Source organism: Thermoflavimicrobium daqui (assembly GCF_003313465.1).
Taxonomy (GTDB): domain Bacteria; phylum Bacillota; class Bacilli; order Thermoactinomycetales; family Thermoactinomycetaceae; genus Thermoflavimicrobium; species Thermoflavimicrobium daqui.
On the sequence record NZ_KZ845665.1, the window covers coordinates 255,182 to 271,344 of the forward strand.

Here is a 16,163-nt window from a genome sequence, read left to right on the forward strand (position 1 = left end):
GAGTGTCTTTGATGGCGAAGGTAGAAAAGGTTTATGATTTATCACCAATGCAAGAGGGAATGTTGTATCATTCTCTCTTGCAAGAGAACACAGAAATGTATTTTCAGCAGGTGACTTTTTCGATCCAAGGTGATCTAGATATTCACGTTTTTGAACAAAGTATCCAACAATTGATCCAAAGGCACGATATACTTCGTACAAACTTTGTCTATCAAAAAATCAAAAAGCCTCAGCAAGTCGTATTAGATCATAGAAAAGTAATTGTCCATTATGAAGATTTATCCAATCAATCCGATGAAGCATTTATGCAGTTCATGCAATCTTTTTTAGTAGATGATAGGCGAGCTGGTTTTAACTTACGTAAGGATGTATTAATGCGTTTTGCTATTTTCAAAAGGGCTGACCAGAATTTTCGCTTGGTTTGGAGCTATCATCATATTTTATTGGACGGTTGGAGTATTGGGATTATCATGAATGAATTACTTCAAATCTACTTATCCCTTAAAAAACAACAACCCATACAATTCGAAAAAGTGAAGCCTTATCAAGAATTTATTAAATGGTTAGATGTGCGAGATAATAGGAAATCACTAAACTATTGGAAGCAGTATTTACAAGGATATCAATATCGACCCTTAATACCCATGAAACCAAGTCAGGTACAGACACCTGATCAGTACAAAACGGTGACCTTCACTCTAGATGAAGAAATGACAGAGTCACTAATCCATTTGGGTAAGAAGCATCATATCACGCTAAATACCCTGTTTCAAGCCATTTGGGGAGTACTATTGCAAAGATATACCTATCAAGAGGATGTTGTTTTTGGATCAGTGATATCAGGGAGATCAGCAGCCATTCAAGGGATAGAGAAAATGGTGGGGTTGTTTATTAATACAGTACCTGTTCGTATAGCAAAAAGTGATGGCTCATTTATAGCGTTCGCTAGAGAATTACAGCAACAGTTTTTTGCTGCTGAAGAACACGGCTATTGTCCCCTTTATGAAATTCAGGAACAAAGTGGTCATAAACAAGAGTTGTTTGATCATATTATTGCTTTTGAGAATTTCCCTTTGGATCAAGAAATTGGGAACTTACAACATGATCAGGAGTCTATGTTAAAGATCAGTGATGTGACTAGTTTTGAGCAAACGAATTATCCGCTAACGATCTCAGTAAATCCTAAAAAATCGTTGGAAGTTCGTATGAAATATAATCACTCCTTCATTAATCAAGAATTTATTGATCGGATTGAGAATCACTTCAAAAAGGTTACTCAAACAGTGGTGGATCGTCCGAATGTTCAGGTTCGTCAGATTGATATATTGACAGATTCTGAGAAACAGCAAATTTTGAATACGTGGAATGATACTCGCATGGAATATCCAAAAGAGAAAACGATACATCAATGGTTTGAAGAGCGAGTAGATCAAGCTGCTCATCATGTAGCAGTGGTTTTCAAGGAAAAACGCCTAACATATTTAGAGTTAAATGAACAAGCAAACCGTTTAGCACGAGTACTACGACAAAGAGGAGTTAAACCAGAGGATCGGGTAGGGCTGATCATGGAGCGTTCCTTCGATATGATCATAGGCATCCTGGGCATTTTAAAAGCTGGAGGCTCTTATGTTCCGATTGATCCCGAATATCCAATCGAGCGGATACGATATATGATAGCCGATAGTGGTTCCAATCTTGTTCTGAGTCAATCTAGAATCATGGAAAGACTCGACCCAGAAGAAGTTGAGTCAGTCGAATGGCTAGATGTCCAAGCCTTGGATATGAAGGGGATGGATTGTTCTAACTTACCTCATATCAATCAGTCGTCTGACCTAGCTTATGTCATTTATACCTCTGGAACGACTGGACGACCCAAAGGGGTTATGATGGAACACCGCCAACTGGTTAACTTATTACACAATCAAATTTCAAGTGAGGAGATTGCTTTTACTGGGAAAGTATTGCAGTTTAGCTCCATTAGTTTTGATGTGAGCTTTCAAGAAATTTTTTCAGCCCTTTTATCTGGCGGTTGCCTATATGTCATTGAGAGTCAAATGAGACAAAATATTGTTCAACTATTGACATATATTGAAGAACAAGACATTTCGATTGTTTACTGGCCTGTCTCTTATGCGAAAGCAGTGTTTCAACTAACCGATCAATTACCACAGTCGATTCAACATGTAATTACAGCAGGAGAACAGTTAGTTGTGCCGTCTTCACTGAAACAGTGTATTCGTCAAAGTGATGTGCAATTACATAATCACTATGGCCCTTCAGAAACCCATGTTGTAACAACATATAAACTAACGTCTGATCAAGAAATCGTAGATTATCCACCAATTGGGAAACCGATTGCGAATACAAAGATTTATTTACTACATGAAAATGGTCAATTACAACCACCGGGTGTTGTTGGTGAAATATATATTTCGGGTGATAGTGTAAGTAGAGGTTACTTGGGTAAACCGGAACTCACAGCAGCCAAATTTTTGCCCAGTCCCTTTGTCTTAGGTGAGCGAATGTATCGAACCGGAGACCTTGGACGCTACTTACCAGATGGAAATATTGAATTTTTGGGGCGGGTCGATCATCAAGTCAAAATTCGTGGCTATCGCATAGAGTTAGATGAGATTGCTTCCGTATTCTTGGAGCATCCAAAGGTAAAAGATGTAGTCGTTCAAGATTGGAAAAGCGATCAAGATGAGACTTATTTATGTGCTTATGTTGTATTGAATGAGCCTATATCAAGTTCTGAGCTAAAGAAATATTTGAAACAAAAGTTGCCTGACTATATGATTCCCTCCTTTATTCTGGAAATGGATCAGCTTCCTTTGACAACGAATGGTAAGGTGGATCGAAAGGCATTACCTCTCCCTAATGAATCAAAACATCAAGTAGTGTATGTACCACCTACGACAGAAATGGAGAAACAGTTAGTAGAAATTTGGCAGCACGTATTAGGGATTGATCGTGTTGGGATCACAGATCACTTTTTTCATATCGGTGGTCACTCCCTAAAAATAATTCAATTAGTGTCCATGATCCACCAAAAGCTACAAATCGAATTACCGGTTCGTGCAATTTTTGAGTATCCTTCGATTCAGGAATTAACTTCTTATCTTGCAGAAAGAGAGAAGACGGATTTTCAATCGATTCAGCCAGCTCCATCTCAACCCTATTATCCACTCTCTTCAGCACAAAAGCGGATGTTTGTATTGCAGCAAATGGAGCTAAACTCTACGCACTATCATCTACCTGGAGCGGTTATGATCGAAGGTGAATTAGACATTCAGCGCTTGGAACGAGCATTTCAAAAACTGATTGAACGTCATGAAGCCTTACGTACCTCATTCGAGCTAGTAGACGGAGAACCTATGCAAAAGATTCATCCCAAGGTTCCCTTTAAGATCACTGTGCAAAAGGGTACCAAAAGAGAAGCGGAAAACAGGATCAATCAATTTGTTCGTCCATTTTCGTTGGAACAAGCTCCATTATTCCGTGTGGAATTAATCCAACTTCAGTCAAAAAAGCATTTGCTACTGATCGATATACACCATATCATTACAGATGGTATTTCAACCGATGTGATGTTAGATGACCTTTCGAAACTATATCGTGGAGAGAAACGATCAGATCTTCCAATTCAGTATAAAGATTTTGCAGTCTGGCAACAGGAATGGATGGAATCAGATTCCTTCCATCAACAAGAGAAATACTGGTTAGAAACCTTTTCGGATGAGATTCCTGTTTTGGAATTACCAACAGATTATATGCGTCCAGAGGTACAAAACTTTGCAGGTAGCCATGAAAGCTTTGTCTTAAATGAAGAGCTAACGAAATCACTAAAAAGGCTTGCATCTACAACAGGTACAACGCTATATATGCTACTGCTAGCTGCCTATAGTATCTTGTTACAAAAATATTCGAAGCAAGCGGAAGTGATTATAGGAACGCCCGTTGTCGGTCGATCACATGCCGATATTCAGTCAGTAATGGGATTATTTGTGAATACACTGGCGATTCGAACCCGTCCCGAAGGACATAAGAGCGTTGTTGATTTTGTACGAGAGGTGAAAGAAGAGGCTCTAGGTGCTTATGATCATGCTGACTATCCTTTTGAAATACTTGTAGAAAAGCTCTCCCTTAAGCGTGATACCAGTCGCAATCCACTATTCCAAGCGATGTTTACGATGCAAGACTTTGGTAGTGATACCTTTAAGCTCGATGGGTTACAGGTTAAACCACTTGAATTGGAGTATGCGATTTCGAAGTTCGACCTATCCCTGGTAACTAAAGAGAGTCAAGACCAGATTATATGTCAATTCGAGTATGCCCATTCTCTATTTAAGCGAGAAACGATAGAGCGGATGAAGCAGCATTTTGAGCAGATTGTAAACGAAATGGTAACACATCCTAATAAGAAAATAAAAGAAGTTGACATGTTAACGGATCAAGAAAAGTATCAGCTGTTAGTAGAGTGGAATCACACTACAACCCCGTATCCCAAACAAAAAACAATCCATGAGTGGTTTGAAGAACAAGTAGCTAAAACCCCAAATAACATAGCGGTGGTATGTAAAGATGGGAAATTGACATACCAAGAGTTAAATGAACGAGCCAATCGTTTGGCACATGTCTTAAGAAAACGTGAAGTGAAACCAGATGATCGAGTAGGATTGTTATTAGCGCGTTCGTTTGATGTGGTTGTGGGGATTTTAGGAATTTTAAAGGCGGGTGGAGCTTATGTGCCTATCGATCCCTCCTATCCAGTAGAACGGATTCGATATATGTTGGAAGATAGTCAGGCTATGATTGTTTTAAGTCAGGCTTCCATAATAGAAAAGCTTTTGGATGAAGGCAATGAGATCGGAGAATGGTTAGATATAGGAGAGGTTGTCTCCACAGAAGTTGATTCTTCGAATCTATCGAATATGAACAAGCCTACTGATTTGGCGTATGTGATTTATACTTCAGGAACAACAGGACAACCAAAGGGAGTAATGGTAGAACACCAAAGTTTGATCCATCTCATATGTCACTTCCAAACCGAGTTTCTCATAAATGAGCAAGACCGAGTCGGTCAATTTGCCAATATTTCCTTTGATGCCGCCGTCTGGGAAATCGGAGTTAGTCTGCTATCTGGGGCTTGTCTGTATATGATTCCTCATGATGTGGTCTTAAGTCCTGTTGACTTTGAACAGTATGTGAATCAGCATCATCTAAGTATCCTATTACTTCCTCCTACTTACCTATGCTATCTTCATAAGCAAAATATGAAATCACTACGAAAAGTAATGGTTGGGGGCTCCGCAAGCTCATCGAACTTAGTAGAACATTGGAAAGAAATCTATACTAATGCGTATGGACCTACCGAAACGACTGTCTGTGCTACCACATGGGAGCCAACAAAAGAAGAGGATGTTATGGAAGTTCCAATTGGAAAACCGATTTCCAATACAAAGATATACATCTTAGATGAAAACTTACAGTTACAACCCATCGGAGTTCCTGGAGAACTGTGTATTGGTGGAGACGGGCTGGCAAGAGGGTACCTCAACAAACCGGAATTAACCGCCGAAAAGTTTATCCTTAATCCGTTTATTCCTGGAGAGCGAATCTATCGTACGGGAGATGTTGCTCGCTATTTGTCAGATGGAAATATCGAATTTTTGGGGCGAATCGATGAGCAAGTAAAAGTACGAGGCTACCGAATTGAGCTAGGTGAAATTGAGTCTATACTAATGAGTCACCCCAATGTAAAGAATGTAACGGTACGCGAGTGGACAGATGAACAGGATGAAATGGATTTATGTGCGTATGTAGTATTGAATGAGCACATATCAAGTAGTGAACTGAGGAAGTATCTGAGGCGAAAACTCCCTGATTATATGATTCCATCCTTTATCATGGAGATTGATGAGATTCCCATTTCACCCCATGGTAAAGTAGATCGAAGTCAACTACCAAAACCAGATGGACTTGAATTACAAACAGAATATGTGGCGCCAGTTACCGAGATGGAGAAGAAGTTAGCCCATATTTGGCAACAAGTATTAGGTCTAAGAAAAATAGGTGTAACCCATCACTTTTTTGAATTGGGAGGAGACTCGATCAAAGCAATTCAAATAGCTGCTATGTTACAGAAAGAAAATCTGATCCTAAGCGTAAACCATCTTTTTCGCGCGCCAACAATTCAAAAGGTGATCCCTTATATCAAGAGCAAGAAGCAGCAAGTGAAGCAAGACCTCGTACAAGGTGAAGTACCTCTTACTCCGATTCAAGCCGAGTTTTTTATGCATGCAGGGTCTTATGTCAATCACTTTAATCAGTCTATTCTATTATATAGTCCCACACATCTCCATGAGGATGTTTTAAATAAAGTGTTAATGAAACTTGTAGAGCATCATGATGCACTGCGAATGATCTATCGGAAACAGAAAGATCAATGGATTCAGATGAATCGCGGACTAGAAGAGACCCCTTTCCAGCTTGATTCATTTGACTTGCGGAATGAGAAAAATGTGAGAGACCAAATCGAAGAGTTAGCAAATCAAATGCAAAGCAGCTTAGATATTACTAAAGGCTTGCTAATGAAGGTCGGGCTATTTCAAACAGATCATGGTGACTATTTACTAATAATTATTCATCACTTAGTTGTTGATGGTGTTTCATGGCGGATTTTATTGGAGGACTTTGAAAGTGGTTATCAACAGGCATTGAAACAGCAACCTATCCAACTTCCATTGAAGACAGACTCTTATTTAGCTTGGGCGAATGGTTTGAGAGAATATGCAATCAGTTCCCAGATACAAAAAGAGATTCCGTATTGGGAAAAGCTATGTCAGTCCGAGATTGTGCCTCTACCGAAGGACCGTGAGGTGAAAGAAAGCTTCATACAAGAGAGTGACTATATCGAGTTATCTTTAACCAAAGAACAAACGAAACAACTGCTGAGTCAAATTCATCACGCCTATAATACGGAAATCAATGATATTCTACTAACGGCTGTAGGATTAACTGTAAAAGATTGGGTCAACACTGATCAGGTAAGTATTTTATTAGAAGGACATGGTCGTGAGGAGATTTTAGAAACAATTCGTCTTCATCGAACTATCGGTTGGTTTACAAGCTGTTATCCAGTTGTCTTTGATTTTGCTCAAGATGATTCTGAAGAATCGATCGATCAGCGCCTGTCAGACAGTATCAAAAAAGTAAAGGAAACTTTACGCAGGATTCCGAATCGAGGGATTGGCTTTAGTATTTTGAAATACTTGCGTCAAGCTGAACTTAGGTCTACTGAATTCACTCATTTTCGTCCAGAAATTACTTTTAACTATCTTGGGCAATTTGACCCAAATACGAAGGAAAATGGTCATTTTCAGATCTCTTCATTGAAAACAGGTAAGTTGGTAAGCCCACAGATGAAACGAAGACACACGATTGAGATGAACGGACTCATTTTCAATGGGAAGTTTACACTGCAAGTAGGTTATAGCTGTAAGGAATACAACCGAGAGACCATCATCAAGTTCACTCAATATCTAAAGGAAAACTTGGAACAATTGATCAAACACTGCGCCGGAAAGTCTGAAACAGAAATCACCCCAAGTGATGTAGGGGATAAAAACCTTTCGTTAGAAGACTTACAATATATGCAAAGTATACTTGAAGGATAGAAAAAGACTTAAAGGGAAAGTGTAAGTGCCGAACCTCTATGACTAGAGATTAACGTTTCCATCTAAGTGGTTTTTAGTCATAGAGGTTGGCTTCGATTGATAGAAAATCGTTTTAGAAACAGCTTCTAGTAAGGAGTGGGGCTTTGATGTCAAATCAAATAAAAATTGAAAAGGTTTATAATTTATCACCGATGCAAGAAGGAATGCTATACCATTCCCTCTTGCAGGAAAAAACAGCAACCTATTTTCAACAAATGACTTTTTCGATAGAAGGAAATTTAGATGTGCCGAATTTTAAACAGAGTATTCAACGATTGGTACAAAGACATGATCTACTACGAACAGCTATTTTTTATCAAAAAATAGAGAGGCCCAAACAAGTTGTATTGACAGGTCGTGAAGTTCCTGTCTATGTTAAGGATCTATCTCATCTATCAGCTGAAGAATCGCAGTCTGTGATTGAATCGTATCAACAAGAAGATCGACAAAAAGGTTTTCACTTGCAAAAAGATGTATTAATGCGTTTTGCTCTGTTTAAACGGAGTGAAAAGGATGTTTATGTGATTTGGAGCTTTCATCACATTCTCTTAGATGGTTGGAGTATGGGTAGTCTGGTCAAAGAATTATTTTCGATCTATTCACTTACAAAAAATAAGCAACCTATCCTTTTGGAAGAGATAAAACCTTATAAAGAATTTATCGAGTGGTTGGAAGAGCGCGACGATATAGACTCTCTGAGCTATTGGAGAGAATACTTGCAGGGGTATGAAGATTTAGCCTATTTGCCAAGGAAACAAAGTCGAATAGAAGAGGATGAAACATACCGGGATTTTACTTTTACTTTTAGTGAAGAAATGTCCAAGGCACTGATCCATTTTAGTAAGCAGCAACACGTAACATTAAATACAACGTTTCAAGCTATTTGGGGCGTTTTATTACACAGATATACCAATCAAGATGATGTTGTTTTCGGAGCGGTTCATTCGGGAAGATCCGCATCGATTGATGGAATCGAGAAGATGGTGGGGCTATTTATCAATACCGTTCCTGTTCGTATTCGAGGTAGTCATGGTTCATTTTCAGCGTTTGTGAGTCAAATACAAAAACAAGCATTTGACTATGAAATGCACGGCTTTTGCCCTCTTTATGAAGTTCAACAACAAAGTATCCATCAACAAGCGTTATTTGATCATCTCATGGTTTTTGAAAGCTACCCATTGGATCAAGAAGTACAAAATCTTTTCAATGGGCAGAGACAAGAGTTGCGGATTCGTGATGTAAAATGTTTTGAGCAAACGAATTATCCGCTGACCATCGCTGTGATGCCTGGGAGTTCCATTCAGGTGAAACTTACATACGATTCATCTGTACTTCAGGATGTGTTTATTTCGAATATTGAAAAGCATATGAAGCAAGTTGCTAAAGCTGTGTTGGCTGATCCAGAAATAAAGGTTCAGCAAATCGATATCTTGGATGAAGAAGAAAAACAACGATTACTCAAATCGTGCAATGATAATCAGGCGGATTATCCGAAAGAGCAGACGATTCATAAATGGTTTGAGGAACAAGTAGTGAAAACACCCCATCAGGTAGCAGTAGTCTACAAAGATGACCAACTTACCTACCAAGAACTAAATGAACAAGCGAATCGCTTGGCTTACGTGTTACGTCAAAAAGGAACAAAGCCTGATGATCGGATAGGGTTGATGATAGAGCGTTCCTTGGATATGATCGTAGGCATTCTTGCGATTCTAAAGGCAGGGGGAGCTTATGTTCCGATTGATCCCCAATATCCAGTCGAACGGATGAGATACATGCTAGCTGATAGTGGAGCTAATCTGATTCTCAGCCAATCATCGATCATGGAAAAACTCAACAAAGAAGAGCTTGGATCGGTAGAATGGTTGGATGTTCAAACTTTAGATTTAAAAGAAATGGATGTTTCCAACTTATCCGATGTCAATCAGTCAACTGATTTGGCCTATGTAATGTATACTTCGGGAACGACAGGACAACCCAAAGGAGTGATGATTGAACATCGGAGCGTGATCAATTTTTTATATCATTGGAACAAACAGTTGGACATTCAGGAAGATGACCGGATTGGACAATTTGCTAGCGTTTCGTTTGATGTTTCCGTAGAAGAATTGGGGATGAGTCTACTGACAGGAGCATGCCTTTATATCCTAACTCCTGAGCTGATTTATGATGTAGTGGAGCTAGAAAACTATATCAAGCAAAATCAGCTAACGATTCTCCATTTGCCTCCATCTTATGCTAAGTACCTAAAATACGAGGAGCCATCTTCACTTCGTCATTTTATTTTGGGAGGATCTTTAGCGCCATGTCCTTTAGTGGAGAGATGGAAAAAAATTTGTATCAACTCCTACGGACCTACCGAAACAACGGTTACTGCCACCATGTGGAGAGCGGATAAAAATCTCCCTGTTTCCTCTGTACCAATCGGAAAGCCCATTCCCAATGTACAGGTTTATATCATCAATCAACACTTACAGCTGCAACCATTTGGTGCTCCAGGAGAACTATGTATCGGTGGAGTGGGGCTAGCTCGTGGATATCTCGGAAAACCAAAATTGACAGAAGAAAAGTTTATTCCCAATCCATTCGTTCCTGGAGAGCGCCTGTATCGCACAGGTGATCTAGTACACTATTTGCCTGATGGCAATCTAGCGTTTTTGGGTCGGATCGATCAACAGGTAAAAGTACGTGGATATCGGATTGAGCTGGGAGAGATTGAATCTATTCTTCTAACACATACCAAAGTCAAAAGCGCAACGGTACAAGATTGGAAAGATGCACAAGGTGAAATTTATCTCGCTGCCTATGTCATCTTAGATGAAACGGGAGTGAGTCATGAGCTAAAAAAGTATTTAAGTCAAAAGCTACCAGCCTACATGATTCCTTCTTTTATCATAGAGGTGGATGAAATTCCCTTGACCCAAAACGGTAAAGTGGATAAAGCAGCTTTACCCAAACCGGATGAGTCAACCATAGTAGAAAATTATGTACCACCTGTAACCCAACTGGAAAAGCAGTTGGTAAAGATATGGCAAGAATTATTAGGTATTGATCCGATTGGGATAACGGATGACTTTTTTCAGATTGGCGGACACTCATTAAAAGCGATTCAGTTGATGTCGATGATCCATCAAAAGCTAGAAGTAGAGGTTCCAGTACGAGCGATTTTTGAACAACCAACCATCCAACAACTGGCTACCTATTTGCGAGATCAAGAAATGACAGCGTTCCGCTCGATTCAGCCTGCTCCTGTTCAGAGGTATTATCCTGTCTCTTCCGCACAAAAACGGATTTATATCCTACAACAATTGGAGCGAAACGCAACCCACTATAATATGTCTGGTGCATTGATGCTTAACGGATCACTTGATAGAGTGCGTTTGGAGCAAGCATTCCAAAAACTGATCCAACGTCATGAATCACTTCGAACTTCATTTCAAGTTATCAATGGCGAGCCTATGCAATATGTTCATACTGAAGTCGACTTTCAGCTACGTGTTCGCAAGGGAAGCAAAGAAGGAGCAAAGAATTGGGTGAATCAGTTCATTCAGCCTTTTTCACTAGACCAAGCCCCACTATTTCGTGCTGAATTAATTCAGCTAGAGCCGGAAGAGCATCTACTTTTGATTGACCTTCACCATATTATCGCAGATGGTGTATCCGTTGATCTGTTACTTGATGAACTCTCTAAGATCTATCAGGGTGAGAATTTACCTAAATTACACATTCAATATAAAGATTTTTCTGTTTGGCAACAAGAATGGATGAAATCAGATGAATGGAAACGACAAGAAACCTATTGGTTAAATATTTACGCAGGTGAAATTCCTGTTTTGGATTTACCGACTGACTATGTTCGGCCAGAGATGCAAAGTTTTAAAGGGAGTTATTGGGACTTTGTTTTAGACTCTGATTTAACCCATTCCTTAAAACGACTGGCATCTAAAACGGAAACCACCATCTATATGCTACTACTTACTGCCTACAATGCTTTGCTTCACAGATATACTGGTCAATCAGATATCATTGTGGGATCGCCTGTCGTTGGTCGGTCACATGCGGATGTGCAATCTGTTGTGGGGATGTTTGTCAATACATTGGCGATACGTAATTATCCAGAAGGACAAAAAAGATGGATTGACTTTATTCAAGAAGTAAAAGAGAGCGCAGTAGCTGCTTACGATCACGCTGATTATCCCTTTGAGGTTTTAGTAGATAAGCTTTCTCTTCAGCGAGATACAGGTCGTAATCCATTGTTTCAAGCAATGATAACCGTTCAAGACTTTGGTCGAGACTTACTTCAGTTGGACGGTGTGCAAGTAACACCCTATGAGCTAGATTATGCCATTTCGAAATTTGATCTCTTATTATTTGCAACCGAGAGACAAAATAAAATAGAGTGTCGATTGGAATATGCAACTTCTTTGTTCATGCCAGAAACGATTCAGCGGATGACCCAACATTTTATACAGATCGTTCAAGAAATGGTCAATGATCCTGATAAATGTATTGCCGAAATGGAAATGTTGACAGAACAGGAGAAGCAGCGACTGTTAGTGGAATGGAACGATACGACGAGTGTACAAGATCTGTACGAAAAGACGATACACGGGTTATTTGAGGAACAAGTAATCCAAACATCGAACAAAATAGCAGTGGTATTCAAAGAGGAACAGCTGACTTATCATGAGTTAAATAACCAATCTAATCGCTTGGCAAGATTGTTACGTAAGCATGGAATCAAGCCAGATGATCGTGTCGGTCTACTGATGGAACGTTCTTTGGAAATGATTGTTGGGATGCTTGCCATTTTAAAGGCGGGTGGAGCTTATGTACCCATTGACCCTGCATATCCAACTCAGCGAATCGAATACATGTTGTCAGATAGTGGAGCACAGATCGTTATCAGTGATGATGTAGTGATGAGCCAATTTAAAGAAACAGAATGGAATACAGCCATAGAGTGGCTCAATGTCAAGCAAGCTACATGCTCAGATCTGGACTCTTCCAATCTACCCCATATCTGTACAAACAGCCATCTAGCTTATGTCATCTATACTTCAGGAACGACAGGTCAACCCAAGGGAGTGATGATGGAGCACCGTCAGCTACTCAATTTATTACAAGATCAATTATTAAATACATCGATTCCTTTTGATAGAAATGTATTGCAATTTAATACCATCAGCTTTGATGTAAGCTTCCAAGAAATTTTCTCTACCCTATGTTCAGGTGGATGTTTATATGTGATTGACAATCAAATGAAACAAAATATGAGACAGCTATTACAATATATGGAAGAGCAAGCCATTACCGTTATCTTCTGGCCTGTTTCTTATCTGAAAGCTGTGTTCCAATGGGTAGATCAGCTGCCAGGATCGATTCAACATGTGATTACAGCAGGTGAACAACTTGTCCTATCATCATCATTACAGCAGTATATCAGTCAAAGTGATGTGTACTTACATAATCACTATGGTCCATCGGAGACACATGTGGTAACGACTTACACTATTTCTTCACGAACAAAAAAGGTCGAACATCCTCCGATCGGAAAGCCGATTGCCAACACAAAAATCTATTTGCTCAACAAGAATCAACAACTACAACCTCAAGGAGTGGTAGGGGAAATTTATATATCGGGAGATAGTGTAAGTAGAGGGTACCTTGGAAAGCCAGAGCTAACGGCTGAGAGATTTATCCCCAATCCCTTTATACCTGGAGAACGTATGTATCGTACAGGGGACTTAGCCCGTTATCGATCCGATGGAAATATTGAATTTTTGGGTCGAATCGATCATCAAGTCAAAGTGCGTGGTTATCGTATCGAACCGAGTGAGATTGAAACGATACTCTTAGACCATGCAAAAGTGAAAGACGCAGTGGTATGTGACTGGACCGATGAGCAAAATGAAGTTTATCTATGTGCCTATATTGTAGAAGATGCATCTGTATCAAATACTGAACTAAAGAATGATTTAGCCAAAAAGCTTCCTCAGTACATGCTCCCATCTTTTATAATCAAACTGGATCGGATACCACTAAATTCCAATGGTAAGGTAGAGCACAAACAATTACCAAAACCAAATACGATGCATATGCAGAGTGAGTATGTAGCACCTATTACCAATCTGGAAAAACAATTGGTTTGTATATGGCAGGAAGTATTAGGTATGGATCAGATCAGTGTAACTGATGACTTTTTTCAGATGGGTGGTCACTCATTAAAAGCCATTTCAGTGATCAGTAGAATCAATGATATTCTGCATAAGAATGTTAACTTATCTGTCATGTTTAAACATCGAACCATTCGAGATCTTGCTGCTTATCTTTCGACCTCAGCACATCAGTCAAACCAATCGTCACTATTAACCGCGTTAAATCAGGAAAGCGATTCAAATATCTTCTGTTTTCCACCCATTGCAGGGTATGGAGGGATATTTTCATCGTTGGCTCAGCATATCCATACACACACGATCTATGGTTTAGACTTTATTCATGAGGACGATCGGATACCAAAATATATAGAGCAGATTCTAAGTATACAAGTAGAAGGACCTTATTGTTTATTAGGTTATTCGGCTGGATGTTGCCTCGCTTTTGAAGTAGCAAAACAAATGGAAAAAGAAGGATATAAAGTATCGGATCTTATTCTGCTCGATGGGTTACCAAGAAAAGAAATTCTTTTCTTTACCGAGGAAGAAGTGAAAAAGCAAGCTAAAGAAGCAGTAGAAACCTTTCTGCAACATCAGTTAATGAATGATTTATCCATATCTACCAAACAAGAGTTCCTTGAAAGAGTAAAGAACTATCTCATCTATTTTAATCAATTGATGAACGATGGAAGTGTACAAGCTTCGATTCATTCGATCCAATCGGAAGACGGCAGCGATAGGATCAAGGACTGGCAATCCATGACCTCACACTTTAACTTTTATCATGGATCAGGAGGACATATGGATATGTTGATTCCACCCCATTTAGAAAAAAATACTACCATTATCCAGAAAATCCTAATGAACAAAGTAGAAGTTTAGAAGAAGAACCATGAAACCAAACATGATCTGTCAGCTTTAAGGAGAGTATTTTCGACTCTCCTTTTTTGTATAGTTACAAATTAATAATAATAGAACCGTGTAGAAAATTTTGATTTTAACATAAGACAATTACATTTCAGCATAAGTTAGAAAATGTAGCAGTTATATAACATTGGAACCAAATGATTGGGTAAGACATATCGTATCTATGAGGGTTTTAGAAAATAGATCAAGGAGGCGTATCCATGGCTGGCTTGATAACATCAGTAGCCCTTCTACTTAAAGAGATGTTATTTTTTGTTTCATACATAAAAAATAATGCATTTCCACAACCATTATCTGAGGTTGAAGAAGAAAAAAATCTTAAATTGATGGCCGAAGGAGATATGAAAGCCCGCAATCTCTTAATTGAGCACAATTTACGTTTAGTGGCCCATATTGTAAAGAAGTTTGAAAATACAGGAGAAGATGCTGAAGACTTAATCTCCATCGGTACAATTGGTCTAATCAAAGCCATTGAGTCTTATCAGACAAATAAAGGTACCAAGTTGGCTACGTATGCAGCAAGGTGTATTGAGAATGAGATTCTCATGCACCTACGTTCACTAAAGAAATCGCGAAAAGATGTCTCTTTACATGATCCGATTGGAACTGATAAAGAAGGAAATGAAATAACATTGTCGGATATTCTAGGCACAGATCCGGATGAAGTGGTTGAACTCGTTCAGATGAAAATTGAAAAGAATAAAATATACCAGCATATCCATATTCTTGATGATCGGGAGCAGGAAGTGATTCGCAGTCGTTTTGGGCTAAATGGTGAAGAGGAGAAGACACAGCGTGAAATTGCTAAAGAGTTAGGGATTTCTCGTTCTTATGTTTCACGGATCGAAAAAAGAGCATTGATTAAGCTATTTCATGAGTATTATCGTTCTTCATCTTCTAATGAACGGAGGAGATAAAGGATAAGGAAGGGGTTGGCTTTATAATTATATTTTAATAGAATTAAATATGTAATATATTATGATGAGCATGTTGCAAACGATTCCGCTTTAGCTTCCATATAAGCCCACCGAAACTATAAATTGGTACACCAAGCATTGAATAATCTGTGTATCACTGAATTTTTTCGGCCTACCACATAATGGTTGCGTTTCATAGAAGAGTAACACTAGATCCTCAATACAATGAAAAATTTGAAATATGAAATGGTTTCTGGTTCATGCTACACTCATTACAAAAGAATGGTTGGATTATACTGTTTCGGTAGGTATAGGAAAGTCTTATCATAGTATTTCGGGATACCTTACTGTAAAAAGTTAAAAGGTTCTGATTAGCCACTGCTATAAGATAATGCAGTGGTATATTTGTGCAAACATACAAAAAATCGAATGCAATGGATTGATCA

3 protein-coding genes are annotated in these 16,163 nt (G+C 39.0%); all 3 read left to right on the plus strand.

The window, feature by feature from the left end; translation table 11 throughout:
• The first annotated feature begins 11 nt into the window (after positions 1-11).
• Complete coding sequence (locus DL897_RS06870; protein WP_113658406.1) at positions 12-7,679, plus strand: non-ribosomal peptide synthetase; 7,668 nt, start codon at positions 12-14, stop codon at positions 7,677-7,679.
• Between the two features lie 146 nt (positions 7,680-7,825).
• Positions 7,826-14,755 carry an amino acid adenylation domain-containing protein gene (locus DL897_RS06875; protein WP_113658407.1) on the plus strand — a complete coding sequence of 2,310 codons (6,930 nt, stop codon included), beginning with the start codon at positions 7,826-7,828 and terminating at the stop codon, positions 14,753-14,755.
• 245 nt (positions 14,756-15,000) lie between these two features.
• The gene (sigK, locus tag DL897_RS06880; RefSeq protein WP_113658408.1) at positions 15,001-15,717 is read left to right on the plus strand and encodes an RNA polymerase sporulation sigma factor SigK; all 717 of its coding nucleotides are present in this window, start codon (positions 15,001-15,003) and stop codon (positions 15,715-15,717) included.
• Positions 15,718-16,163 lie beyond the last annotated feature (446 nt).

Coding starts and splice junctions, on each gene's coding strand:
- sigK (WP_113658408.1), top strand. CDS start 15,001: ATGGCTGGCTTGATAACATCAGTAGCCCTTCTACTTAAAGAGATGTTA.
- DL897_RS06870 (WP_113658406.1), top strand. CDS start 12: ATGGCGAAGGTAGAAAAGGTTTATGATTTATCACCAATGCAAGAGGGA.
- DL897_RS06875 (WP_113658407.1), top strand. CDS start 7,826: ATGTCAAATCAAATAAAAATTGAAAAGGTTTATAATTTATCACCGATG.